A 23758-nucleotide genomic window follows, 5' to 3' on the forward strand; every position below is an offset into this window, starting at 1 on the left:
GCGCCGTGGACACTGCAGTGTCCAAATGTGACGTTTTTTGTCAGTTTTGCCCTCCAAGAAGAGCATTTGCGTCACATGCCACCCCTACTAGTTGCGGCAACTGGTGGGAAGATACTCGCTTGATACCGTAGTATTTGGCGGACCGCAGCTCCAGATGATGCTGCCAGTGCCAAGGGTAGGGGACAGCACTAGCACTTCGTTGCTAAGCGCTATATTGGCTTTGCCGCCGAAAGCCACGGTGACTTTTCCGGCAGAGACGTTTACGCTGGAAACATAATTACCCGATATGGAATTCGATGACGCTAAGCCGGCGGACAGATTGCTAGGTGGAACACGTCCCGTATTGGCAATATAGTCCCACACAGCCGTTTTGGCGCCGTCCCCGAGGCTATAGCCTTCGGCAACCTGTGCGCGAATCACATAGTTCTGATAGGCCGGGATCGCAATGGCGGCAAGAATGGCAAGAATGGCCACCACGATCATCAGCTCGATTAAGGTAAAGCCTTGTACAAGTTTGTTCCGAAGCATGGATGTTCCCCCTTGTTCTAAGCAGGGAACATAAGCACCCTTTGTACCAAAACGGTGCCGGTAATGGCTTTGAACGGCATGAAAATATGCCTTCGTTCAAAGCGATGTGATGGGCGTGACGGGGCTCACAATGCGAGCCTGAAGTGGCTCGCACATTCTGTTGGGTAACGCGGCGTGGAGCGATGTGCCGAAAATAGGTGCCTTGATTGGCTCAGTGTTCGGTCAGGATCCTATAGCTCTCTTCGGGGCGGTCGTGGTGTCGCTTGATAAAATGTGCAAACCACCGCCGCCGTTGTCCCTGTTTGTCGAGTTCCATGAGTGGCACGGCCGCGTTTTCCACTTGGATGGCTTCGTCAACCTTTCCTTGGAATACCAGTGCCTCGGCGAGGAATAGCTGCGGGGTTGGGTCTAGTTTTTCCTGCGAGGCGGCCAAACGCTCCACGCGCTCTGCTACATCATATTTGCCTTCCATTAATTGCACGGCACCGATATCGGCGAGATAGAGTCGGGTCGAGGAAGAGTTATCGTGTAGCTCTGGCATATCCCTAATGCGTTGCAGAAAAAAATCGGCGCGTTCGGGGTTGTGCTCGCGCAGCGATAGGGTGGCTGCGTTGAGAAAGCAATTTAGGCAAGGCGTATTGCTGGCTATGAGGTCATTGATCAGCCGCCAGGCATCGGCGTCATCACCCGCATCGAGATATCCGGCGATAAGTTCATCCTTGGCATCGACCGAGTCCGGGTTTTCCTGAAGAGCCCATTGCCACAAATTCACCTGAGTGGACCAAAGCGGAATGGTCACTCGAATGTTCATAACCGCCAACACTAACCAGATGGTGAGACTGATGTAGGCCATTGGCGGCAGTATGCGCTGCATGCTCGCCGGTGTAGGTAGCTCTGATAAAACCAACGGAAGCCATGCGCAAGCTATCGCTAGCGCGGTGAGGGCATAACGTTCGTGATACAGATTGATGTCAAAGTTTGCGGCAATAATGTGCAGTACCGGGAATAAGGCAAGCGTCACGCAGAGAATCAACGCCCCCATGTATTTGCGGTGTATCGTCAGAGCAATGCCAGTCGCCACGATACCAAAGGCTAGTGTGTCCCTAAGTAGCGATCCGATGTTGATCTTGAGAAATTGATCGATGTCTGCCGGATGGATGGGCCCCATATGTAATGTGGGCCATAAAAACATGCGCCAGTAGTGCAGATAGATAAAACTTGATTCTTGTAGCCGCGCCCATAGCGGTAGCATGGCGCCGCCAGCGTTTGGGATAAGGCGGCCGAGCGCCAAATGCCGAAAGGCAAGATAAGCGATGCCTGTCAGTAGCACGGCCAAATAAGTTGCCGCATGGCGCTTGAGGAGTTGGCACAATTGCGCGGCTATGGATTTTCCCTTCGGTTCTTTGAGGGAAAACCAATTCAATACCAGCAGAATTGGTAAGAACGCGATGGCGGATTCTTTGGCGCACGCTGCTAAAAAAAAACAGCTGCTAACGCCAAGTGCACGAAGTACCGGGTGCTGGATGCGTAGACTCCCAATCCAGCCTAACAACATAAAAAGCGTGGCGAGTAGGTCGAACTGACAGCCAATCCATACTACGGGCTCCACCAGCAGAGGATGCAGTCCGTAGAGCAGCATAGGTAATGCGAAGGTATAAAGATGTCGGCTCTGAGGCGATCGCATTGTGCCAAGCTGCATGGCCAATACGCCTACTAGCAAGGTGTCGATCAGGTGGATCAACAAAGAAACCAGATGCATCGGGCCAGGAGTTGCGCCGAAGGCGTGTACTTCGGCGGCGAACAAGGCGACACCAAGCGGCCGAAAATAGACGACCCAATCGTTGAATTTATTTAGCAGTAGATGTTGCCATTCATTGCCGTGACGCAACGACGCCACACGCTGAAAATCGATGATGTCGTCCCATACGAATTGCGCATGCCGTACCGGCCAATAGACCAGTGCAACAACGAATACGACGACGATAGCGCCAAGTACATGAATCCATCGGCTGCGATGGGTGGCGCTGATAGGTGTGACCATTGGATGCCCCGGGATGCTTTACGCAATGATCCTAGCAGGTGAGGCTTGGCGCCGATAAGTACTTGCGCGCAATGGGTTAGTGAGTTTCGTGCAGCGCCTTTTGCCTATGTAGGGTCCCCTGGTAGGCGCTCCATCTGGCTGATAGATTTGCCAGTGTTGTGAATGCAAGCGCGATTTCCAGGTTGCGGAAGGGTGTCGCATAGCGGGGTTCTGCCTGGAGGATGCAATAAATCAGCGTTACGAAGGCCAGCAAGGCGATCACGCTGATAATCGAAAGGGACGGCAGCGAAGTATTGGCGCGCGCACATTGTTCCCGCCAAGTCATGAGTAAACAAGCTAATGAGAGCCATAACAGCCAAGGGTTAAGGGCGTGGCAAATGGCGGCTAATGCGATCCAGGCAACATGGACTTGGAAAGGTGAGTTGATAACTGCATACGGGTATATATCGCCTTGCCCGATTTCAATCTCCCAGCCCCATAATTGATAAGGCTTTTTGAACAAATACCAAGTGAGATAGGTTACGGGATGTTGCTGCATGCGTTGCATGACCACCTTGATGCCCTTAAGTGGTGAGCTTAGCAATTGCTCATACTCTCCATTCATCGCGTTTAGGTCAGCTGTTGCCTCAATCTTGGCTGCTTCGCTCCCGAGCTTTGACGTTCGCCATGCGGAGTGATAGGTCGGCCATGAGCCCTGTATCAGGTTTTGCAGGGCGCGCCCCTTGGATGACGCGTGGATGTCAGTATTGGGCAGGTGCACATTACGTAGCCCCCATGCGAGAGGCAGGGCGGCGGATGCTAGCGCAAGGATCAAGCAAGTCTTGCGTAACGCCGGTGCGCGCCATGCAATGAGTATTGCCAGCAAAATACCAAAAGGTTGTAGTACCGCATTAGTCAAGGCCGCCATGCCAAGAGTCAGTCCGCTTGCCAGGGCCTTGCCAAGGGATTTGTGTTGGCAAGCTTTTACCCACAGAAGTATACCCAGCGCGCAGAGAAAACCCGATAACGTCTCAGTCAATAAGAAATCGTTGGTGGCGATGCTGTGCGGCCAGACTGCCATAAGCAGGCCAGCTGCAGCGGCCCAGCGGATTGAAAGCCACCGCCGACAGATCTGCATGCTAATCCCCACCGTCTCGGCGCCCAATAGGGCTTGGCAAAGCAGTGTGGTCCCGTAGGATATCCGGCCGGGTCCCAGTGCTTTTATCCAGAGCGCCAGGAACAAAGGGTAAGCCGGATCACGATAATTATCGGGTACAACTAATGGAGAGCCAGGCTTGCTGGAGGAAAATATCCCGTGGTGCAGAAGATTCCATGCACAGGCATAGTATTGGCCGGCGTCACCGCTTAATGGTTGAGGCACGATGGTGACGGTGACGTAATACCAGCGAAGAGCCAGCGCCAATAATGTTACGCCTGCTAATGTCAGTGGCCATGCCCACGGTCGAGCGGCAATGGGATCTTGAGTGCTTGCGTTTATCACTTTTTCCCCGTGAACGAGCAGGTGTGCCTACGTGCTACACGTAAGGTGGCGCGGTAGCCGATTGACTATTAGGCTCGGCTGCGACCCCATTTTTGCCTATGGCATCACACTGGCTGATCTTTGTAGAGATACTCTGACGTATTCTACATTGGCAATATTGGTCATGTTTGTTCATAGATCACATGGGAATCGGCTGCACAGGGATCACCATCTGTTGAGATGATGGGTTGCCCGCAGGGGTATTCTGATTCTTGGAGAGAAGGAGGAAGCCAGTCTTCCTGATACCGCTGAGAGCTTTCTGGACATCGCGCTGCCTACGTAGAATGGATCGGAATATCTCTGAGGGGACGTATCGTTGATCCGTCGCACACCAGGAGACGTTTTTATACTGCGCTGCTGCCCGGTGATGGCGCTTTTAATGAGGTTGGGCAAGGCGATTCCGGCAAAGTAGGGTGCGCGACTGGCCGAAGACTCGCGTAGGCAATTTTATTGTTATAAGGAGTTCGCATGAAATCTTTGATTGCAGCCTTGTTGCTGGTCGCGGCAGGTGCGTCCACTGCGGCGGACACCCGGAATGGCACGCTAGTGGAGAGTCATTCACCTCATCCTTTTGACATCAGCGATCTGGTGATGATGGATCGTGTTAGCGATCCGCAGCTTTCTGCGGATGGCAGGTATGCTGCTTTCAGCGTCCGCAGTACCGATTATTTGGCCAACAAGGGCGTCAACGCGCTCTACGTGCAGAACCTTGGTTTGGCGGGTGAGCAGTCAGTCAGGATAGTGGCGAAGCAGGTCTCTTCTCCGCGTTGGTCCCCGGATGGTCATAGCCTCTATTACGTAGCTCCGGCTGGCGATGTAGCCCAGTTATGGCGAATTGACTTTCCGGTGGGCAAGCGAGGCCTGGATCTTTCGGCCGCCTCGGTCCCGGTGCAAGTGAGTCATGGTCCCCTGGACATCGACGACTACAAGCTGTCGCCAGATGGCAAGAAAGTACTGCTCTCTTACGCAATGTTTGCCGACTGTAATGATTTGGCCTGTACCAAGGAGCGGCTGGATGGCCGTGCCAAGGACAAGTCCACTGGCACGCTTTATAACAAGCTATTCGTTCGGCATTGGGATACTTGGTCGGATGGCCGCCGTAATCAGCTTTATATCGCTCGGTTTGGGGTCGATGGCATGTTGCCGATTGAGCCGATTTTGCTCAGCAAGGGGATTGATGGCGATATCCCAAGCAAGCCGTTCGGCGATGACAGTGAGTTTGCCTTTTCTCCCGACGGTAATACGGTGTATTTCGATGTGCGCATCGCTGGAAACGATGAGCCGTGGTCGACCAATTTTGACGTGTTCAAGGTACCTGCCGACGGATCTTCTGTGCCACAAAACCTGACGGCTGCCAATAAAGCCTGGGATGCTTTCCCCGTGCCTTCGCCGGATGGAAAGACGCTTTACTACCTAGCCATGAAAACGCCAGGGTTCGAAGCGGATCGTTTCGGCATCATGGCTATGGACTTATCTACTGGAACGACTCGTGAAGTGGATCCATCCTGGGACCGTTCTGCAGGCAGTATGCAGGTCAGTGCCGATGGTAAAACGTTGTTCGTTACTGCGGACGATGAGGGGCAGCATCCGTTATTTGCAGTGGATGCGGCGACTGGGAAAGTGGATAAGCTGGTCAATGATGGTTCGGTAAGTTCCTACTCAGTAGCGGATAAGCGGATTCTGCTGGCGCGCGATGATCTCAAGCGTCCCTCCGATCTTTATACGGCATCCACGAATGGCGGCGATTTGAAGCAGGTGACACATTTCAACGAAGCGCGTCTGAAGAACGCCAGAATGGGCGATATGCAATTCTTTACGTTCCAAGGCTGGAACAACGAAACGGTGCAAGGCTATGTGGTGAAGCCGGTGAACTACAAGGCCGGTCACAAGTACCCGGTTGCTTTCATCATCCATGGCGGTCCACAAGGCGCGATGAACAACGACTGGAGCTATCGCTGGAATCCGCAGACATATGCGGGCCAGGGTTTCGCCGTTGTGACCATCAACTTTCATGGCTCCACTGGCTACGGCCAGGCCTTTACCAACGCCATCTCGGGCGATTGGGGTGGTAAGCCGCTGGAGGATATCAAGCGCGGCTGGCAGGCGGCGTTGGATAAGTACCATTTTCTGGATGGGGATCGTGCCTGCGCACTTGGCGCCAGCTATGGCGGCTACATGACCTACTGGATTGCCGGCGTGTGGAACAAGCCGTGGAAGTGCTTGGTCGATCATGACGGTGTATTTGATGCTCGCATGATGTACTACGCCACCGATGAACTATGGTTCGAAGAGCACGAGAACGGTGGTCCGCAATTCGACGTGCCGGAGAGGTACGAAAAGTTCAATCCGATTAATCATGTGAAGGATTGGCGCGTACCGATGCTGGTCATTCATTCAGGTGATGACTTCCGCATTCCGATTACCCAAGGCCTTGGTGCCTTCACTGCGCTGCAGCGTCAGGGTGTCCCAAGCGAATTCCTGACGTTCCCTGATGAAAATCATTGGGTGCTGAAGCCGCAGAACAGCGTGCTGTGGCACGAGACCGTCAATGCGTGGCTGAAAAAGTGGACGGCACCAGACACTGCATCTGGCAGGCAATAAACCTGTCTGTTACAAGAGACATCAAAGAGATGGCCGCGGCATGCGGCCATCGCCTTTTTATTTATGCGTGGTTGCATGGTTTGGTCAGCTGTTATTGCTGGGATAGCCATCCATCGCGCGGATTAATGTTTTGCGAGAGGTGGATTTATGGCATTAGACCAACATGGAAGGCTGGAACGTATTTTGATAGGTGTAGTGTTGCTGCAATTTCTTGCGTTGGTCACCATACCTCTGTGTGCGATTCCGTTGCACGTGTCCAGAAACTACGACGAGGGGTGGAATGCGTATTTCGCCCAGATCGCGATGCATGGTGGCGTACTGTATCCACCCATCGATGCCATGGTTGCAAACAACTATCCACCCCTATCGTTCTATTTGGTTGGGGCGGTTGGAAAAATGGTGGGGGACAATGTCGTCGCTGGGCGTCTGCTATCAGTGTTATCGCTGATAGTTGTCAGCATCAATGTGGGCAGATTAAGTCGTTGGCTGGGTGCAGGTCGGTCGCTAGCGGTGCTGGCTTCAGCATTATTTCTATTAGGTGTGTACACCTTGATCCCCGGTTACATGGCGACCGATGATCCACAATTTTTAGCTCATGCTTTTGTTACCTGGGGTGCCTTGATTTTTCTTAAGGCAAACGCTGAACGCCTGTGGAAATCGATGCTGCTGTCGGCGTTGTTGATCGTGGTCGGTGGACTCATAAAGCACAATGTAATTTCGCTGCCACTGACACTTTGTACGTGGGCACTATTTTATGATCGCCGTCGTCTAGGTGTATTTCTTGCTGCGAGTTTTGTGGTGGGGGTCGCCGCATGCATCATGGTCTATATGAGTTGGGGCATGGCAATGGTGCGAGATGTTTTGTTTAATCCCAGGCTTGTGTGGCTAGGCCGGGCTCTTTTAACCATGGAATACGTGCTACGTTTTCTGCTGCCTTACCTCATTATGACTATCGTGGGCTGGGTGCTACTGGGGCGTCGGGACAAGGCATCGTTTGTTGTGTTGTATCTAGCGTCGTCGATGCTAAACGGATTTTGGATGCTAGCTGGAGCCGGTGTAAACCTGAACATGTTGTGCGATGCAGTTATCGCGCTGACACTTGGGGTCGTGCTTTTTGTACAGGCTTTGTCTGATGATGGGTGGCCTGTTCGAATGCTTCATGGCCATGCAAAAACGGTCGCGTGTTTGTTGGTTGTGCTTCCATGGATGGCGGCAAGTCTTTTTGTTTACATTTCCAGGCCTGGCACGCACAACGTAGATGCCCTCGTGCATGCGCATCAGTGGGAGGAACTCTCACGAACGCTTTCGCTCTCAAAGGGTGAGGTGGCGTGCGAAACATTGGCGGTTTGCTATTGGGCGCATAAGCCGATGGAGATTGATTTTTTTAATTATGGTCAAAAACTTTACGCGAGATCGGCATATGCCGATGCGCCTGCCGGCTTCTTGGTCAAGGTTACCCAAAAATCCTACGCTTACGTGGTAATAGAAAAGAGTTCTCTATCTGACCCTCGTCTTCCCTTGGTTTTAATGCGCGCTCTGTTTGAGAACTATAAGCCGGTGGAAATAGTTGCGGATGAGGAGGTACTTTTGGTGCCTCGCACCTGATGGATGAATGAAGTGCGTATTTGCTTGTTCAGAATGTGACGCGGTTTATGGCCACTTGGCTCGCTTCGGGCTCATATAAATGGTGATGACGACAGGAGCCACTACAAGCATCGCGATTGAACAAGCCCAAGGTTTTCAGTTCAGGCATCTGTGTGAAGTTCATGCCTTATCAATTGGTAATTAATGTCGGGCGTCACGCCAGATTTTTCATCCATTCGTTCTGGTCGAAGATGATCAGAGGGGCTTCAGCTTCACCAGGGATCTATTGCCAGTACCGCAATTGGCCGCTTGCTCGTGGGTGAAATAATTGCTGAGTAGCTATGCTCGCCGCGCAGCAGCGGCAGTACTTTTAGTGTCAGGGTAGGGTGGGCTGCCTGCAGTGTAGCGAGATAAGCTTGTTGCGAAGCTGTTGCCTTCTTCAGCGATGATAGTGGCTTCGAGCGTTTCATCACATCGTCAATGACCTGATCGTAAGGCAGGTAATACTTTGGTAGCTGGTCAATATCTTTGCCTGTCTCCATGACTTGCAGTGCGAAATCTCCACTTCCCTTGCCCTTGGGTGGCAGTGCACCCACCAGCACCGGTCCAGTCAAGGAGCGCTTTCGGAATTCAGGCTGCAGGCTTTTGGCCAAATCAGCATCGCTGAGTTGACCCGCGGTTACCATCACCAATCGATCCACTTCGGCAACGATAAATACCGGCCGTGAGCTGATGATCACATAAAGACCGTAGCCGAAGGCGATGGCCTGCAATACGCCAATCACGCTCAGGTCCAGCAGCAATAATTTGGCGGGCTTATTGCGATTGACGACCAGCAAAGTCAGCAGCGGGCCAATACATACATCAACGCCCATCAGCAGCAGGATCAGTTTGCTGGCGCCGGCGGCGGTAAAGTAAGGCGAAGGAAACCAGACGAAGTAGAGCAATGACCCTATTAGCACCGCTATGGCGAAGCTGAGCGACAGGTGTATGGTGGCTGCTTTCCAACGATTCATGGCTCGACATCGTGACAGTTATTGATCGTCGCAAAATATACGACGCCTGATCGTAACTTTCCTAGGGGCGGACGCTGACCAAAAGAGAGGAACTTATTTCCCCGCTTGAATCAATGGTGCGTATTTCCTTGCGTCGGAGAGTAGAAGAGAGCGATGTGAAGGGTTGTATATCTATTCAGAGGGGTGATCCAGTTTGGCCAATGCGTCTGATTTAGAGCCACTTCGCTCGCTTGAGTGCGATATAGATCGTGCTCACCACGCACGCCACTATCACCATGACGGTCGGATAAGCCCAGGGCTTTTCAAGCTCAGGCATGTGCGTGAAATTCATGCCGTACCAGCTGGTGATCAATGTCGGGGCAGCCAGCATAGCGGCCCAGCCGGCGAGCTTCTTCATGACTTCGTTCTGGCCGAAGGTGACTAGCGACAAATTCACATTGATGGCGGCGGTGAGCATTTCACGCATAGCACCGATCGATTCGTTGACGCGGAAGACGTGGTCGTAGACATCGCGGAAGTAGACGCGCAGTTCGTCTGGGATGAGTTCGGGATGCAGGCGGACGAGTTGGTTGATGACATCTTGCATGGGTGCAACGGCTAGGCGCAGGGTCATCAGATCGCGCTGCATGTCGTAGAGGCGGCGGACGGTATTGCGGTTGAAGGTGTCGGCGAAAATATCGTTTTCGAGTGTTTGTAGTTCTTCGCGAAATTCGCGCACGATGGGGAGCAGATTGTCGACGATGTAGTCGAGTACGCCATAGAGGCCGTAACTGGGGCCGTGGGCGAGCAGTTCCGGGGTTTTCTCGCAGATATGGCGGGCTGGGGTGTATGACAGGGAGGCGCCGTGTCTGACGGTGATCAAGTAGCGCTTGCCGAGAAAGATATGCGTTTCACCGAAGGCGATGTGGCCACTGATCAGTTGTGCGGTTTGCACGACGATGAAGAGTGAATCGCCGTAGGTTTCGACTTTGGTGCGCTGATGCGCTTGTTGGGCGTCTTCGATGGCAAGGTCGTGCAGGTCGAATTCTTCCTGCAATTTCAGCAGCAGTGGTTCGTCGGGTTCGTGCAGGCCGACCCAGACGAAGGCGTCCGGGTCCTTTAAGATTTCGCTGATGTCATCGATGTGTATGTCGCATAGGCGCATACCATCGGTGCGATACGCAACACAATTCACCACCATGGATGTTTGGGGCTTATTTGCCGTTTCTTCGATGATCGTCATAAGTCGATGATGCTACGGGTCAGAAGAGCAGGCAATGCGGATGTATTAGGCGTGCCGGGCGCGCCTCAAGGTCCACGCCAACGCCAGCCAGCTAGGCAATGCAAACAAAATCCATGGCTGGTTCTGCTGCACTACACCAGGCAATAGGTGAAGAAGCAGGGCGACAAGTAGTGCAATGAGTTGGAGCAGCAGTGCGCCATTGGCGAATCGTGACAGCGTGATGCCCCGATGTGCGCGCCATAGTGGGCGCAGCAGCACAAACGCGAGCGGGTTGAACAGCAACAGATTGGCATTGGCCCAGGCCGAATGGTGTTCGGTAAGGGTCCACAGAATCAGCATCAGTAAGCCGGCGGTGCCGGCGAGTAGCAGGAACAGGTTGCCGAGCAGCGCGTAGATAAGTGATGCGCGGCGCCATGTGAGTACGAGCAGGCCGGCAATCAGAAGGCCAGCTATGCCAAGCGGGATGCGCAGATCTGGCGGCGTGGCAGGCGGAACTTCAAGGCGTTGGGGGGCGAGCAGGTCTTCGCTTTGTACCAGTGGTTGACTGCCGCCGTGACCATCCGAGATGGTGACGTTGCGAAGGCTTTTTTGCAGTTCTTCCGGCAGGAAGCTTTCCTGCCATGCGTTGAGTGGCTGATCGGCATAGGGGCCTAGGCCAAGGTCGAGGATCAGCATCAGCCAGGGCTGGGCGCTCATCAGGCGGATGGTTTGCTGGCGGAAAGTCATGCCGCCGGGCAAGGTGGTGAGGCGGGCTTTGATGACGCCGCCGAGCGCGCGATCGAGTGCATCGCGGACGCGGGTGGTGCAGTTGTCGATGTAATAGTCGTAGTTGTAGCCGGCGTTTTCAGGGCGCAGGTTCCAAAGCAGGAAGTCACGCAGCGCAGCGGCTTGATCAGGTGTCAGGGCGAGGCGTTGCTTGGTGATGGAGCGTCCGGCTTCTTTGTAGAAGTTTTCTTCGTCGGAGGTGACTTCGGCGTCGATCAGGTAGTGCATGCGACCGCGCGCGAAGTTGAGGAAGAAGTTCTTTTCGTCGAAGTTGAACACGCCATAGTTAAAGTTCACTTCTTCACCGCTGACGGTGTCGCGTACTTCGATGGCGTCGTGGCCGAAGCGTTCCCAGTAGATGTCGCCGGGGCCGTAAGTGATCAGGGAGACTTCCAGGTTAGCGCCCGGCGCGTTGGTGACGTCGGCTCGGGCGGTCGTCAGGAATGCGCTGCATAGGATCAGGGCAAAGGTCAGCAGCAGGCGGCTGGCGAGCTTCATGGGTGGGACCGGTGGGAAGTAAAGATGTAGCTTATCGGGAATGACTTAAAGAAATTTGTTTCGCCTATTGAAGCGGTGGGGCAAGAATGACCCCTCACCCCGACCCTCTCCCCGGAGGGGAGAGGGAGATACGCCGTATATCGGTGGGGCTTAGCGGCGCACGACGCGGAACTGCTGCACGCGTCGATCATCCGCCCGGGTAACATCGAATTCGAAGTCGCCGATGGCGATCTGCTCGCCGACTTCCGGCAGATGACCCAATTCGGAAGTGACCATGCCGCCGATGGTATCGAACTCCTCGTCGGAGAACGAGGCGCCGATTTCCTCGTTGAAATCCGCGATCGGGGTGAGTGCGTCCACGATCCATTCGCCCTCGGCCTGGGCTTGCATCAGATCGGGCTCTTCCTCGTCGTCGTGCTCGTCGTCGATCTCGCCGACGATTTCTTCCAGCACGTCCTCGATGGTGATCAGGCCGGCAACGCCGCCGTATTCGTCCACCACCAGCGCCATGTGATTGCGGCTGCGGCGGAACTCGGCCAGCAGCACGTTCAGGCGCATGGATTCGGGAATCAGTACGGCCGGGCGCAGGATCGAGCGGATGTCGAAGTCGTGCCCGTTGCCAAAGTACTTGAGCAGATCCTTGGCAAGCAGGATGCCGAGGATGTCGTCTTTGTCTTCGCCGTGCACCGGGAAGCGCGAGTGTCCGGATTCGACCACCGCGGCAAGGATGTTGGAGAGCGGCGCGTCGACGTCGATCATGACGATCTGCACGCGCGGCACCATCACGTCGTCGACGTTGAGCTCGGTGACTCGCAGCGCGCCTTCCAGCATGGGAAGGGTGTCGGCGCTAAGCAGGCCATTGGCCTGGGCGGTGCGCAACTCGTCGATCAGTTCTTCGCGGTTGCGGGGCTCGCCGGAAAACAGATGGCCCAGTCGATCCCACCATTTTCGGTGGACCGGGCCGCTGGTACTGCCAGGGTCCTCGTTCATTACTCTTGGGAATACGGCCCGAATGCGGGCGGGAGACCGAGTCTAGCGGAAAAATCGTGACGATTCAGGAACAAGCCGGTACGGACCCGGCGGGCCGGGCACGGCAGATGCCCGGCCGACCCGCTCGTTTCCTTTAGCGGAGAGCGTTCACCCCGTGCCGCACCGAAGCCTGGGCCACTGGGGGCGAGGGGCTTTGGCGCGCTGGCGCCTCACGCCAACCGCCGCCCAGCGCCTTGTACAAATTGATCTGGTTGACGGCCTGATCCAACTCAAGGCTGACCAGCTTCTGCTGGGCGGCGTAGAGGGATCGCTGGGCATCCTGAGTGGCGATGTAGTCGTCCATGCCATCCTTGAAGCGCACCTGGGAGATCGCGTAGACGCGCTGCGATTGATCCACAAGTGCCTGTTGAGCCTGAAGTTCGGGCTGGATGTGGTCACGCACGGCCAGCGAATCGGCTACCTCGCGGAACGCTTCCTGGATGGTGCCTTCATAGGCCGCCACCGCACCACCGTAGCGGGCTTTGCTCGCGCTGAGTTCGTTTTCATTCTTGCCCCAGTCCAGCACCGGCATGCTGCCGGAGACGCCGGCCGTCCAGGCGAGCGAGCCGGCGTGCAGCAGGCTGGAAAGTCCACCGCTCAACGCCCCCAACACGCCGGTCAGGGCGATATTGGGGAAAAAGGCCGCACGTGCACGGCCAATGTCGGCGTTGGCGGCGCGCAGCCGGTCCTCGGCGGCCACGATGTCGGGTCGGCGGTCGAGCAGCGAAGAGGGCAGGCCGGCTGGCACGTCGGTCAGCAGCGGCGCCTGCCAGGGGCGCGGTTTGGCGTAGTCGGGCAACACGGGCTGGCCGATCAGGACGGCCAAGGCATCCATGTCTTTGGCGATACGGATCTGCATGCCCTGCACATCTACCTGTGCAGCGTCCACTTGGGTTTGCGAACGGCGCATATCGAATTCCGATACGCCGCCATCGTGGTAGGCCTTCTGCATCACATCCGCGTGACCTTGCTGGGCTGCTTCGGTTTGCTGCGCCAGTTGCAGCAGAGCGCAGTCGGCGTTGAGGGCGAGATACGCGTTGGCCACCTCGCCGATCAAAGCGATGCGCGCTGATTGGTAGTCCGTGGCCGTGGCTTCGGCCAACTTGCCCGATTCGTGTGCGATCGCGCGCTGGTGGCCGAAGAAATCCAGCTCATAGCTGGTCATGCCGGCCTGCACCTGATACGTGTTGAAGGACGTTGCTGTGTTGCGGTTGTTCTCGATCGGACCGAGCAAGCCGTTGGCCGGTTGCTGTGACATGGCTGGCAAGCGCTGGCGGCCGGCGTAGCCCTGCAAGTCGATTTCCGGGAACAGGCTCGCGCGTGTTTCGCCATAGTCGGCGCGCGCTTCCTCCATCTTGGCGGCGGCGATGCGCAAGTCACGATTGTTGATCAATGCGATATCGATCAGGCGTTGCAGGACCGGATCTCGGAAGAACGCGTGCCAGTCCATCTCCGCAGCATCCATGGGCGCGGTGGGTGACGCGGTATTCGCCGTGTTCGATGGATAGCTATTGGGCACCGGCATGGCAGGTCGCTGATAAGTCGGTTCCATTGAACAACCAGCGAGCACACACGTGGCGATGGCGGTGGAAAGGAGTAGGGGTTTCATAAGGTTCTCCAGGTCATCGCGGAGGCGATGCGGTCACGCCGGCCATGCGCAGCAGTTGCGCAAAGGCGCGCAATGGGCGGGCTTTGATGGCGATGTTGTGCGGTGTCTGGCAGAAGATCAGCCGGATCAGGCGATGCCGTGTGGCCTCGTCGGGTTCGAATTGCACGCAAAGGCGACGCTGATCGATTCGTGTGACACGGGCCGGTACCCAACCCACATCGGGTACCGATACTTCCAGCGCGTCACCCGGCGTCGGTGCTATCGGAGGGCGGCGTATCGCTGCACCACTGAGTGAAATATCGATGAACTGGCTGGCTTGTAGCCGGCCACGATATCGCCAGCGTGTGGCGTGCGTGAATGGGAAGCGTTCTTCCTGTCGCGGTCGTGGCAGGTCCACACACGCGATGATCGCAGCGAGATCCAGTACCAGGGCGATCAGCGTCCAAGCCAGGTTGAAAACGATGCTGCCGTTTATCTCGGCGCTCATGACGGCATTTACCGCGCCGGCCATCAGGCACAGCATCAGGACGATGAAAAAGCTGGCGAGCTTCCAGTGGATCACGACCTTGCTGCGGTCCAGCCCCTTGGCGGTCACCTTGAACGGACGTCCAAACGGGCGGAAGCAGGCAGAAATCATGGTTCGCGTTACAGCGTAGGATGCAACCAGCTGAGTGACCTCAGTAAAAATGGGCAACGTCTTCCGGTCGGTGATCCACGGACCATAGAACCAGAAACCAATCAGCGCTGGCAGGCCGTAGAACATGAACTGCTCAGGCGTGGTGTAGAACGCGGCTACGCCGAAATACCAATACAGCACTGGCGCAATCAGCATCAGCAGCAGGAACGGCTTGCCGATCCAGTGCAACATGCCGTGGATGTAATGCAGGCGGTCAGCCAGGTGGTAGCCGGCATCGCGCAGCGGACCATTTTTCAGTAAGGCGACCTGCATCGTGCCCAGGCACCAACGGCCACGTTGGTTGATGTATTCGATCAGCCCTTCGGCCGAAAGACCCACGGAAAGACGTTCATTGAGCCAGCGCGTGATATAGCCGCGCTTGCGCAGTACATAGGTGGTGTGAATGTCTTCGCATACGCTATCGGTGGGAAAGCCGCCGACTTCCGTAATGGCCTTGCGCGATATCACGAACGAGGTGCCGACGCAGAAGGCGGAGTTCCACGCATCACGCGAGGGCTGGAACACATCGAAGAATACGCGCTGCTCGTCCACCCAACTGTCCGTTGCGCCAAGGTTGTGCTGGATCGGATCGGCGTTGTAGTAGAACTGGGGTGTCTGCACCAACGCCACGTTCGGTTCCTGGAACAGGCCCATTACGCGATAGAGGATGTTCTTCTGTGGCGCAAAGTCGGCATCGAGCACCAGGATGTAAGGCGCGTTGGTCTGCCGTGCGGACAACTTGAGACCGTTGTTCATGTTGCCGGCCTTGGCATGACGATTATCCGGGCGCCGTGCGTAATGCACACCCATCCTCGCGCAGTAGTCGCGCAGCCAATCGCGCCGCGTATCGTCCAATACCCAGACGTTGACGTGCGGGTAATCGATCGCTTTGGCCGCGACGATGGTTTTTTCGAGAATCTGAAGGTCTTCGTTATAAGTGGCGATAAACACATCGACGGCAGGAACGTTCCGGCCTGCAGCCCGCAAACGCGCCTCACCTGCATCGGCGAACGGGCGCGAGTCACGCCGGCGCACCATCACCACGATCGTCGCCAGCGTGTAGACAATGGACACCATTTCGAACGCGTAAAACACGTACGACCAGACGCTGGCAAAACCCTGATGCGCATCAGGCAGCGTTTGCGTGGTTCGCCACAGGGCATAGCGCAACAGCAGGATGCCCGCGAAGATGCCGAACACCAGCCGATCCAGCGCCCGCTGCGAATGGGCGAAGTGCGCCATGCCTGCTCCGAACACAAGCGTGAGCGCCAGGAACTGCAGCAGCAACGCTGAATCGACAAGAGGATTCACGGTGTGTTCTCCGCACGATTGATCGGCTGTCCGGTGAAGGGATTCCAGGCTTTGGCTGCGAGCGCGGTCCAAGCCGTCGCACCCAGATGCGGCTGGTGGTAATAGAAGAAGTCGGCGTAGGTGGACGTTGGGCCGATAGCGAAATCAGTGCTGATGCGCGCTTGTGGCGTGGCGTAGAGCATGCCGCCGTCACTGCGCTGGTTGGCCAACAATTGCCATAAGGCATCCGGCACCGGCTTGCCGCTGGCTTGCATGGCGGTGGCCACCTGCGCGGTGCCTTCCGTCCAGATGCCATCGGGATGGCGCATGTAACCATAGCCATCACCGCTGCGATGCTGTGCGTCGATCCAGGTCCAGACCTGATTCCATGCGGTGGGATGCGGCTCGAATGCCAGCAATGGCCATGCTTGCGCATCCAGTCCGGATTTATCGCGGGAGAGCGTCTTGCCGTCGTCGAGTGTGCCGACCAGGAAGCGATGCTGCGCGTTGTCCCACATCGCGTTGACGAAACTCGCCGCCAGCTTTGCTTGTTGCGTCAGCGCGCTATTCCCGGTTTCACGGGCGGCCCAGGTGGCCGCTGCATAAACATCGATGTTGTGTTCGGTCGCTTTCCAGTGCTGTGCCTGCTGGGCGTTGTCGTAACCAAACAGGCCGCCTTCGTACGCGGGTGGCGCGGTACCACCACTGGTATGTGTTTGAATCCAGTTCAGCTGCGCTACGGCGCCGTCCAGATAGCGCCGATCGTGCGTACTGTCGTAGACCGTCAATAGCAGCAAGGCCGCCCAAGCGACATTGCCGGTGGCCGTGCCTACCTGATACGGATCCTGGCTCCAGTAATTACCGTTGCTTTGCCAGTAACCGGGCAGCTGGATTTTGTCGCTCTGAATGACACCGCTGCGATAGGCATTGCGCAAGCGGCCATCCTTGAAAGTTGGATCATGCGCAGCAGCCAGCAAAAACGCATCGGCGATCCGCTGTGCCTGTGCTGGCTCGCCGCAAGCAGTGAGAGCGATGCCGGCAAGCGCGTTGTCGTACACGAAAGCGACATTGGCCAGTGCACGCGATGTCCCGGTAGCTTGCGTCAGCGTGGGATAACTCGGCAGCAGCATCGGACCGCTGCCGGGTATCGCCGCTGCAGCTGCGTGCAAGGCCATGCAACTGCTGCTCGCCAGTTGCTGCTGACTGTTATCCGCGGCGGCGGTATGCGTGAATGCGAGCATCGAAAAAAGCAGTGCAGCGCTTGCGGTGGAGTGTCTTCGCATGAGCATGCCAATCAGTCTCCGTACGTTGGGCTAGAGAAGGCTTGCGACCACGCTGCGTCCGGGCGTACAGGTCGGCGGATCAGCATGGGGCTGGCCGTTATCATCCCATTGTGCAAGGGCATAGACAGAACCATCTTCCGCATAAGGGAACGGAGCGCTGTAAGCGTTCTGCAAGGATTCGGTGACTTTGGGCAGCAGCTGCGTGACATGCGCGCGATGCGGGCGGCCCGAATCACCAAGCCGCACCAGCAATTCGCTGCCGATGTTCAAACGCGAGGCCATGCGCGCAGGAAAGACCGTCACGATGTTGGTTTTGCGGCAATCGGTAGCGCGTACCAGCGTTGCTCCAGCGGCGACTTGCGATCCGACTGGCGCGACAACTTCCTGTGCAGTGCCCGGCGCATAAGCCTTGACCACGTAGTCGGAGATCGCGTGGATGCGATCTTGCTCGCTATCGATCAGCTGACTCAGCTTGCTGAGCTGCTGATTCAGTGCATCCGTCTGCGCCTGTTCGTCCTTGATGCTGTTCTGCAAGTCAGCACGACGCTGGGATAGCTGCGGCAGTTGACCATCGCTGTCGTGGCCAGCAGACACGTATATGCCATGTTGTGCAGCGGCAACGCCTGCGCTGACGCTTTGTGCATTCTGATCCAGTGCATCGGCCTCGCTGCGTGCGGCATCGGCTTCGGATCGCGCTTCTTCCACGGCTGCAGCACTGACGGCGCCATCACGTTGCAAGGCCATGGCGCGTGCGTACTTGGCGTCGAGTTCTTCCAGTTTCGCTGAGGTGGCATCCTGCTGGGCTTGGACGGATTCATAGGCGCTCTGCAACTGCGCGACACTCGCATGTTGGTACTTCTGGTATTGCGTGTTGGTGTAGTCGAGCATGCGCTGATCGGCCTGCAAGCGGCTGCTGAGATCGTCCAGATGGCTTTGCAGCTCCAGGCGCTGCGTGAGCAAGGTGGTCAGCGCATCGTGTGCCACGGTGGTGTTCTTCACGACGGCAATGGTTTCACCCGGCTGGATCGGTTGGCCATTTTGCGCGTACTGCGCGCTGACGGTGCCGCTGATCGGCGTGGTGATCAGGATCGCAGGTGCGTTGAGAATGGCGCGCGTGGCGGTGGTCGAGAACCACGGTTCAAACAAGGTGGACACCAGCAGCCAGGCTACGAAGGCCATCAGTGCATAGCCAACAACGCGAGGAAGCGATGCAAGTGGCGATGGTTTTACGGGCCTGATCTCGCCAATGGGCGGTGGCGGAACGGGTTTGGGCAGCGGTTCGGTGGGAAGTAGTTGGGTCTTCAAAACGAGTCGCCTTTGTCAATCAAATCGAGGTCAAGCAGAAGCCTGCACCCGAGCGCCGAAGCGGGGTGGAAAGGCGCGCGCATCTCGTGCGAGATGACACCGTAAATAGTTTTAGGTCCGACGGGCAGAAGGCCTACTTGCCGCGAATCGTCCTTGCGACGGTTCCTTGTTGATGCAATGCGCCAACGTCGAACGCGTAAAGGAATAGTTGGGTTGCAATGAACCTCGCCTGTCTTGAAGCGTGTAAGTGCTCAGGATCAGTTAGATTTCGGTTCAAGAAATGGATGTATTTAACGTGATGACTACAACCGATCCACGTTTGTGCAACAGTGGCTTAGCACGTGGCTGGCGCATTGCAGCACGTTGTTCGGCTAAGTTATTGATCGTCGGTTGCGGAGGATCGCGTGCCAAGTGGGTGCCACTTGGTTTGATGTGATGACGAAGTGTTTAGCTGGTGGTGAGTGTCGTGATGCAGGATGTTCGTCATCTCAGCGAAAGCTGGGATCCAGCGTCTTCGCTGTGAAAAGTCACTGGATCCCAGCTTTCGCTGGGATGACGCGCCGTCGAGATTGAGCGTCAGAATGAGGGTGTGGCGGAGGGCGTGCGCGCGTAATTGACCAGCACGCTAGCCATCGTTTTCCACAACATACGGATCGGCGATGCCAAGTTTGGCGAGAATGCGTTTTTCCAGCGATTCCATCGCTTCGGCTTCGTCATCCTCGATATGGTCGTAACCCAGTAGATGCAGTACGCCATGTACCGTCATGTGCGCCCAGTGATCGTGCGCAGTCTTATGTTGTTCTGAAGCCTCTCGAGCAACCACCGGGGCGCAGATGGCCAGGTCACCGATCAGTGGCAAACTCACGTCGGGCGGAAGCTCGGCGGGAAACGACAGCACGTTGGTGGCATAGTCTTTGTGGCGATAGTCGCGGTTGAGTGTGCGACCTTCGCGTGTGCCGACGATACGGATGGAAAGTTCAGCGAGCTTGCGCCGTTTCGCGCCAGCGAGTGCGGCGTCCACCCAGCGGCGGAAACTCAGTGGAGAAGGCAGGCCCTTGCGCGCCACACCGTAGCTGATATGCACCTGATGTGAACTGGCTGCAGAGTTATTTCGCGCCATTGCCTTGCTTCCCTTCATTGGCGTCTTCGAAAGCTTCGTACGCACGCACGATCTTGGCCACCAGCGGATGGCGCACCACATCGCGTGAAGTAAAGAAAGTGAAGCTGATGCCATCCACGCCGCGCAGCACTTCGATCGCATGGCGCAGACCGGAGCGCACATGGCGAGGCAGGTCGATCTGGCTGACGTCGCCGGTGATGACTGCCACTGAACCGAAACCGATGCGGGTCAGGAACATCTTCATCTGTTCGACGGTGGTGTTCTGCGCTTCGTCGAGAATCACGTAGGAATCGTTGAGTGTGCGGCCACGCATATAAGCCAGCGGCGCGATCTCGATGACATTGCGCTCGATCAGCTTGGCGACTTTTTCGAAGCCGAGCATTTCATAGAGTGCATCGTAAAGCGGACGCAGATAGGGGTCGACCTTCTGCGAAAGATCGCCGGGCAGAAAGCCGAGTTTCTCGCCCGCTTCAACCGCCGGACGCACTAGCAGCAAGCGTTGCACACGATTGGCTTCGAGAGCCTCCACCGCGCTGGCCACAGCGAGATAGGTTTTACCGGTACCGGCTGGACCGACGCCGAAGTTGATGTCGTGAGTGGTGATGGCATGCAGGTAGCGCGCCTGGTTCGGGCCGCGTCCTTTGATGACACCGCGCTTCACCTTGATCAGCACTTCTTGCGCACTTTCGGCGGCTTCGTCGGTGATGGCATCGATGCCCGATTCGGCCAGATACAAGTTGATCCTGGCGCCGTTGAGTGATTCGCGTTCGGCGGCTGCGTAAAGTGCTTTCAGGACTTTTTCGCCGGCGCGCGCGGCGCCTTCCTCGCCGATCACTTGAAACAAGTTGCCGCGGTGATCGATCTCCACGCCCAGGCGCAGTTCCACCTGGCGCAGGTGTTCGTCGAACGGGCCGCAGAGGTTGGCGAGCCGGGCGTTGTCTTCCGGATCGAGGGCGAAATCGCGTTGGTTGAGACCGTCAGTCATAGGGTTCGGTGCATCACGTAGATATCTGTCGGGCCATGCACGGCATGGCGGAATGCCCCCGGCACCTGCCCGACTATGTTGAAACCGTGGCGCTGCCACAAGCGCACCGCGGTGGTATTGGTTGAAACGACAAAGTTGAACTGCATGGCGGTAAAGCCGGCCTTGCGTGCTTGCTGCATGGAGTGTTCACACATCTTGCCAGCAATACCTTTCCCGCGTGTTGCCGGCGACACCATGTAGCCGGCATTGGTGGCCACATGATCGCCTAGGCCCGGCTGATTGGGCTTGAGCATGTAGCAGCCAAGCACTTCCCCGTCCTGTTCGGCGATAAAGCAGCGGCAGGGGGGTGGTCCACCATTCGCGCGCCTGTTCCATGCTGAGATCGGGCGGATAGCTGTAGGTGTCGCCATTGGCGATCACGGCGTGGAAGATCGGCCAGGCGCGCGGGAATTCGTCGGCGTGGATTTCGCGCAGAATGAGTTCGGTGGTTGCTGTGGTGTTACTCATGCGTGGCTCTGATCTATGCCATGACGGCCGAATTTCAGTTTTACCTCACCGTCGTCCCGGCGAAGGCCGGGACCCAGTGACTTTTGCCTTGAAGACGCTGGGTCCCGGCCTTCGCCGGGACGACGAGCGAACTTGCGGCGCGGTGGAGATATTTCGTCATTCGAGATCGAGTCGATAGAAGCGTGTGTCGACGGGCATAAACAGAAAGCCTGTCGGCAGCAACGCCTTTTCGATTAACTCGAAACCATGCTTTTCGTAGAAGCGATGCGCAGCCCGGAATTTCTCCGTAGTGCCAAGAAAAATGCTGCGTACCTCTTGCTGCCGCGCCCAATCGATCGCCGTATGCAGCAATTTGGCGGCAACGCCCCATGCTGTACCACGGTAATTGGGGGCCACGAACATTTTGCGCAAGGCCACCAGTCCCTCGCCGATATCCTTCAGCGCAATCGTGCCGACTACCGTGTCGCCATTCAACGCGACCCAGAAGTTGCCTGTGCCGGTTTGATAGAACACCGGGATGTCCGACAGATCCGGTTGCCGTGCCAGGTCGATATCAAAGCCGAATTCGTCGCGCTGGATGGAAACAATCAGGGTCGTTGCAGCGCTGAAGTGCTCAGGTTCGTATGACACCACCTGGATGCTTGCACCTGAGCATGCGGCATCGGCGCTCATGATGGTGTGTCAGGCTGCCTGGCTGTCCGCGCCGCCGATCCGTCCACGCAGCGAATTGGTCATCGCTTCGGTGATGACCACGTCCACGAATTGGCCGATGAGACGACTCGGGCCGGGGAAGTTCACGTAGCGCATGTTTTCGGTGCGGCCGGTGAGTTCGTTCGCGTTCTTCTTGCTCGGCTTTTCCACCAACACGCGTTGCACGGTGCCGACCATCGCTTCGTTGATCTTCTTCGCGTTGGCGTTGAGCACGGCTTGCAGGCGAGCGAGGCGTTCGCTTTTCACCGCTGCCGGGGTGTCGTCAGCGAGGTTCGCAGCGGGTGTGCCGGGGCGTGCGGAGAAGATGAAGGAAAAGCTCTGGTCGAAGCCGATATCGTCGATCAGCTTCATGGTCTTTTCGAAATCCTCATCCGTTTCGCCGGGGAAGCCGACAATGAAATCGGAAGAGATGCAGATATCCGGACGCACCGCGCGCAGCTTGCGGATCTTCTGCTTGAACTCCAGCGCCGTGTAACCGCGCTTCATCGCAGTCAGGATGCGGTCCGAACCGGCCTGCACCGGCAGATGCAGGAAGTTGGCGAGCTTGGGTACGTTGGCATAGGCCTCGATCAGCGAGTCGGAAAACTCCAGCGGATGCGAGGTGGTGAAGCGGATGCGGTCGACGCCTTCGAGCTGCGCGATGGCGTGGATCAATACGGCGAGATCTGCGGTGCCGCCGTCATGCGTCGGACCGCGGTAGGCGTTGACGTTCTGGCCCAGCAGGATCACTTCGCGCACACCCTGGTCGGCCAGTTGCGCCACTTCCACGATCACGTCATCGAATGGGCGGCTGATTTCCTCGCCGCGGGTGTAGGGCACCACGCAGTAGGAGCAGTACTTGGAGCAGCCTTCCATAATCGATACGAAGGCAGTGGGGCCTTCAGCACGCGGTTCGGGCAGGCGGTCGAACTTTTCGATTTCGGGAAAGCTGATATCCACCTGCGGCTTGCCGGTAGCGCGCTTGGCCTCGATCAGTTCGGGCAAGCGATGCAGGGTTTGCGGGCCGAACACCAGGTCCACGTACGGAGCGCGCTTGATGATCGCCTCGCCTTCCTGCGAAGCCACGCAGCCTCCCACGCCGATCAGAACCTGCTTCTCGCCCTGTTTGTATTCCTTCCAGCGGCCGAGTTGGCTGAAAACTTTTTCCTGCGCTTTCTCGCGGATCGAGCAGGTATTGACCAGGATGACATCCGCTTCCGACTCGTCCTGGGTCAATTCCAGGCCATGCGACGCCTTCAGCACGTCGGCCATTTTGGCCGAGTCGTACTCGTTCATCTGGCAGCCGTGGGTCTTGATGAAAAGCTTGCCGCTCATGGCGTTGGGTACCGTGAAATCGAAAGGCGGGACGCGGGTAGCGTCGAACCAGGCATTTTACTAGGGCGGAGGGTTGGCTGCCAGCAAGGGATTTGATGGATCAAGCACTTGCGGGCTCTTGGCCGGCCGGCTGGCATGCTCGCTGGTCATGCTAA

At 56.9% G+C, this 23758-nt stretch carries 19 protein-coding genes; 2 read left to right on the forward strand and 17 right to left on the reverse strand.

Annotated features, from left to right (window positions below; all coding sequences use genetic code 11):
- Positions 1 to 87 precede the first annotated feature (87 nt).
- The 3 genes from ISN74_RS03195 to ISN74_RS03205 form a co-directional block, all read right to left on the reverse strand.
- On the reverse strand, positions 88 to 528 hold the full coding sequence (locus ISN74_RS03195; RefSeq protein WP_188797334.1) for a pilin: 441 nt from the start codon (positions 526 to 528) through the stop codon (positions 88 to 90).
- Between the two features lie 211 nt (positions 529 to 739).
- Positions 740 to 2569, reverse strand: coding sequence for a tetratricopeptide repeat protein (locus tag ISN74_RS03200; RefSeq protein ID WP_188797336.1), 1830 nt, complete (start codon positions 2567 to 2569; stop codon positions 740 to 742).
- A gap of 76 nt (positions 2570 to 2645) precedes the next feature.
- Positions 2646 to 3971, reverse strand: coding sequence for an ArnT family glycosyltransferase (locus ISN74_RS03205; RefSeq protein WP_188797338.1), 1326 nt, complete (start codon positions 3969 to 3971; stop codon positions 2646 to 2648).
- 585 nt (positions 3972 to 4556) lie between these two features.
- On the opposite strand from ISN74_RS03205, the gene ISN74_RS03210 reads away from it, so the two are divergent.
- A complete protein-coding gene (locus tag ISN74_RS03210) occupies positions 4557 to 6689 on the forward strand; it encodes an alpha/beta hydrolase family protein (RefSeq protein ID WP_188797340.1) in 2133 nt (710 codons plus the stop codon).
- Between the two features lie 147 nt (positions 6690 to 6836).
- Positions 6837 to 8294: an ArnT family glycosyltransferase gene (locus ISN74_RS03215; protein WP_188797342.1), complete on the forward strand. Its 1458-nt coding sequence runs from the start codon at positions 6837 to 6839 to the stop codon at positions 8292 to 8294.
- Between the two features lie 251 nt (positions 8295 to 8545).
- Here ISN74_RS03215 and tfpZ read toward each other — a convergent pair whose 3' ends face one another.
- From tfpZ to miaB, 14 genes are all read right to left on the reverse strand, one after another.
- On the reverse strand, positions 8546 to 9289 hold the full coding sequence (gene tfpZ / locus ISN74_RS03220) for a TfpX/TfpZ family type IV pilin accessory protein (protein WP_188797344.1): 744 nt from the start codon (positions 9287 to 9289) through the stop codon (positions 8546 to 8548).
- A gap of 211 nt (positions 9290 to 9500) precedes the next feature.
- Positions 9501 to 10511: a magnesium/cobalt transporter CorA gene (gene corA, locus ISN74_RS03225; RefSeq protein WP_229678969.1), complete on the reverse strand. Its 1011-nt coding sequence runs from the start codon at positions 10509 to 10511 to the stop codon at positions 9501 to 9503.
- A 45-nt stretch (positions 10512 to 10556) separates the two neighbouring features.
- Positions 10557 to 11774 (reverse strand): lipoprotein N-acyltransferase Lnb domain-containing protein, encoded by a 1218-nt coding sequence (locus ISN74_RS03230; RefSeq protein ID WP_188797345.1) that lies wholly within the window; start codon positions 11772 to 11774, stop codon positions 10557 to 10559.
- 150 nt (positions 11775 to 11924) lie between these two features.
- Positions 11925 to 12764 carry a CorC family transporter gene (locus ISN74_RS03235; protein ID WP_188797354.1) on the reverse strand — a complete coding sequence of 280 codons (840 nt, stop codon included), beginning with the start codon at positions 12762 to 12764 and terminating at the stop codon, positions 11925 to 11927.
- Between the two features lie 133 nt (positions 12765 to 12897).
- Positions 12898 to 14412: an efflux transporter outer membrane subunit gene (locus ISN74_RS03240; RefSeq protein ID WP_188797356.1), complete on the reverse strand. Its 1515-nt coding sequence runs from the start codon at positions 14410 to 14412 to the stop codon at positions 12898 to 12900.
- A 13-nt stretch (positions 14413 to 14425) separates the two neighbouring features.
- Entirely contained in the window at positions 14426 to 16399 is a 1974-nt protein-coding gene (locus ISN74_RS03245; RefSeq protein WP_229678970.1) for a glycosyltransferase, read from the reverse strand.
- Positions 16396 to 17667, reverse strand: a complete 1272-nt coding sequence (locus ISN74_RS03250) for a hypothetical protein (RefSeq protein WP_188797358.1) — start codon at positions 17665 to 17667, stop codon at positions 16396 to 16398. The genes ISN74_RS03245 and ISN74_RS03250 overlap by 4 nt, the downstream gene beginning before the upstream one ends.
- Positions 17668 to 17691: 24 nt before the next feature.
- On the reverse strand, positions 17692 to 18966 hold the full coding sequence (locus ISN74_RS03255; RefSeq protein ID WP_188797359.1) for an HlyD family secretion protein: 1275 nt from the start codon (positions 18964 to 18966) through the stop codon (positions 17692 to 17694).
- Between the two features lie 625 nt (positions 18967 to 19591).
- On the reverse strand, positions 19592 to 20086 hold the full coding sequence (gene ybeY / locus ISN74_RS03260) for an rRNA maturation RNase YbeY (RefSeq protein ID WP_188797361.1): 495 nt from the start codon (positions 20084 to 20086) through the stop codon (positions 19592 to 19594).
- Positions 20073 to 21071: a PhoH family protein gene (locus tag ISN74_RS03265; protein WP_188797363.1), complete on the reverse strand. Its 999-nt coding sequence runs from the start codon at positions 21069 to 21071 to the stop codon at positions 20073 to 20075. Before ISN74_RS03265 ends, ybeY begins: the two co-directional genes overlap by 14 nt.
- Positions 21068 to 21364, reverse strand: a complete 297-nt coding sequence (locus ISN74_RS21070; protein ID WP_229678971.1) for a GNAT family N-acetyltransferase — start codon at positions 21362 to 21364, stop codon at positions 21068 to 21070. Before ISN74_RS21070 ends, ISN74_RS03265 begins: the two co-directional genes overlap by 4 nt.
- Complete coding sequence (locus ISN74_RS21075; protein ID WP_239004493.1) at positions 21258 to 21578, reverse strand: hypothetical protein; 321 nt, start codon at positions 21576 to 21578, stop codon at positions 21258 to 21260. The genes ISN74_RS21070 and ISN74_RS21075 overlap by 107 nt, the downstream gene beginning before the upstream one ends.
- A gap of 156 nt (positions 21579 to 21734) precedes the next feature.
- Positions 21735 to 22250: a GNAT family N-acetyltransferase gene (locus ISN74_RS03275; protein ID WP_188797365.1), complete on the reverse strand. Its 516-nt coding sequence runs from the start codon at positions 22248 to 22250 to the stop codon at positions 21735 to 21737.
- A 9-nt stretch (positions 22251 to 22259) separates the two neighbouring features.
- A complete protein-coding gene (gene miaB / locus ISN74_RS03280) occupies positions 22260 to 23603 on the reverse strand; it encodes a tRNA (N6-isopentenyl adenosine(37)-C2)-methylthiotransferase MiaB (protein WP_188797367.1) in 1344 nt (447 codons plus the stop codon).
- Between the last annotated feature and the right edge of the window lie 155 nt (positions 23604 to 23758).

It is taken from the genome of Dyella caseinilytica (assembly GCF_016865235.1).
Lineage (GTDB): Bacteria > Pseudomonadota > Gammaproteobacteria > Xanthomonadales > Rhodanobacteraceae > Dyella_B > Dyella_B caseinilytica.

Coding starts and splice junctions, on each gene's coding strand:
- ISN74_RS03195 (WP_188797334.1), bottom strand. CDS start 528: ATGCTTCGGAACAAACTTGTACAAGGCTTTACCTTAATCGAGCTGATG.
- ISN74_RS03200 (WP_188797336.1), bottom strand. CDS start 2,569: ATGGTCACACCTATCAGCGCCACCCATCGCAGCCGATGGATTCATGTA.
- ISN74_RS03210 (WP_188797340.1), top strand. CDS start 4,557: ATGAAATCTTTGATTGCAGCCTTGTTGCTGGTCGCGGCAGGTGCGTCC.
- ISN74_RS03215 (WP_188797342.1), top strand. CDS start 6,837: ATGGCATTAGACCAACATGGAAGGCTGGAACGTATTTTGATAGGTGTA.
- tfpZ (WP_188797344.1), bottom strand. CDS start 9,289: ATGAATCGTTGGAAAGCAGCCACCATACACCTGTCGCTCAGCTTCGCC.
- corA (WP_229678969.1), bottom strand. CDS start 10,511: ATGACGATCATCGAAGAAACGGCAAATAAGCCCCAAACATCCATGGTG.
- ISN74_RS03230 (WP_188797345.1), bottom strand. CDS start 11,774: ATGAAGCTCGCCAGCCGCCTGCTGCTGACCTTTGCCCTGATCCTATGC.
- ISN74_RS03235 (WP_188797354.1), bottom strand. CDS start 12,764: ATGAACGAGGACCCTGGCAGTACCAGCGGCCCGGTCCACCGAAAATGG.
- ISN74_RS03240 (WP_188797356.1), bottom strand. CDS start 14,412: ATGAAACCCCTACTCCTTTCCACCGCCATCGCCACGTGTGTGCTCGCT.
- ISN74_RS03250 (WP_188797358.1), bottom strand. CDS start 17,667: ATGCTCATGCGAAGACACTCCACCGCAAGCGCTGCACTGCTTTTTTCG.
- ybeY (WP_188797361.1), bottom strand. CDS start 20,086: ATGGCGCGAAATAACTCTGCAGCCAGTTCACATCAGGTGCATATCAGC.
- ISN74_RS03265 (WP_188797363.1), bottom strand. CDS start 21,071: ATGACTGACGGTCTCAACCAACGCGATTTCGCCCTCGATCCGGAAGAC.
- ISN74_RS21070 (WP_229678971.1), bottom strand. CDS start 21,364: ATGCTCAAGCCCAATCAGCCGGGCCTAGGCGATCATGTGGCCACCAAT.
- ISN74_RS21075 (WP_239004493.1), bottom strand. CDS start 21,578: ATGAGTAACACCACAGCAACCACCGAACTCATTCTGCGCGAAATCCAC.
- ISN74_RS03275 (WP_188797365.1), bottom strand. CDS start 22,250: ATGAGCGCCGATGCCGCATGCTCAGGTGCAAGCATCCAGGTGGTGTCA.
- miaB (WP_188797367.1), bottom strand. CDS start 23,603: ATGAGCGGCAAGCTTTTCATCAAGACCCACGGCTGCCAGATGAACGAG.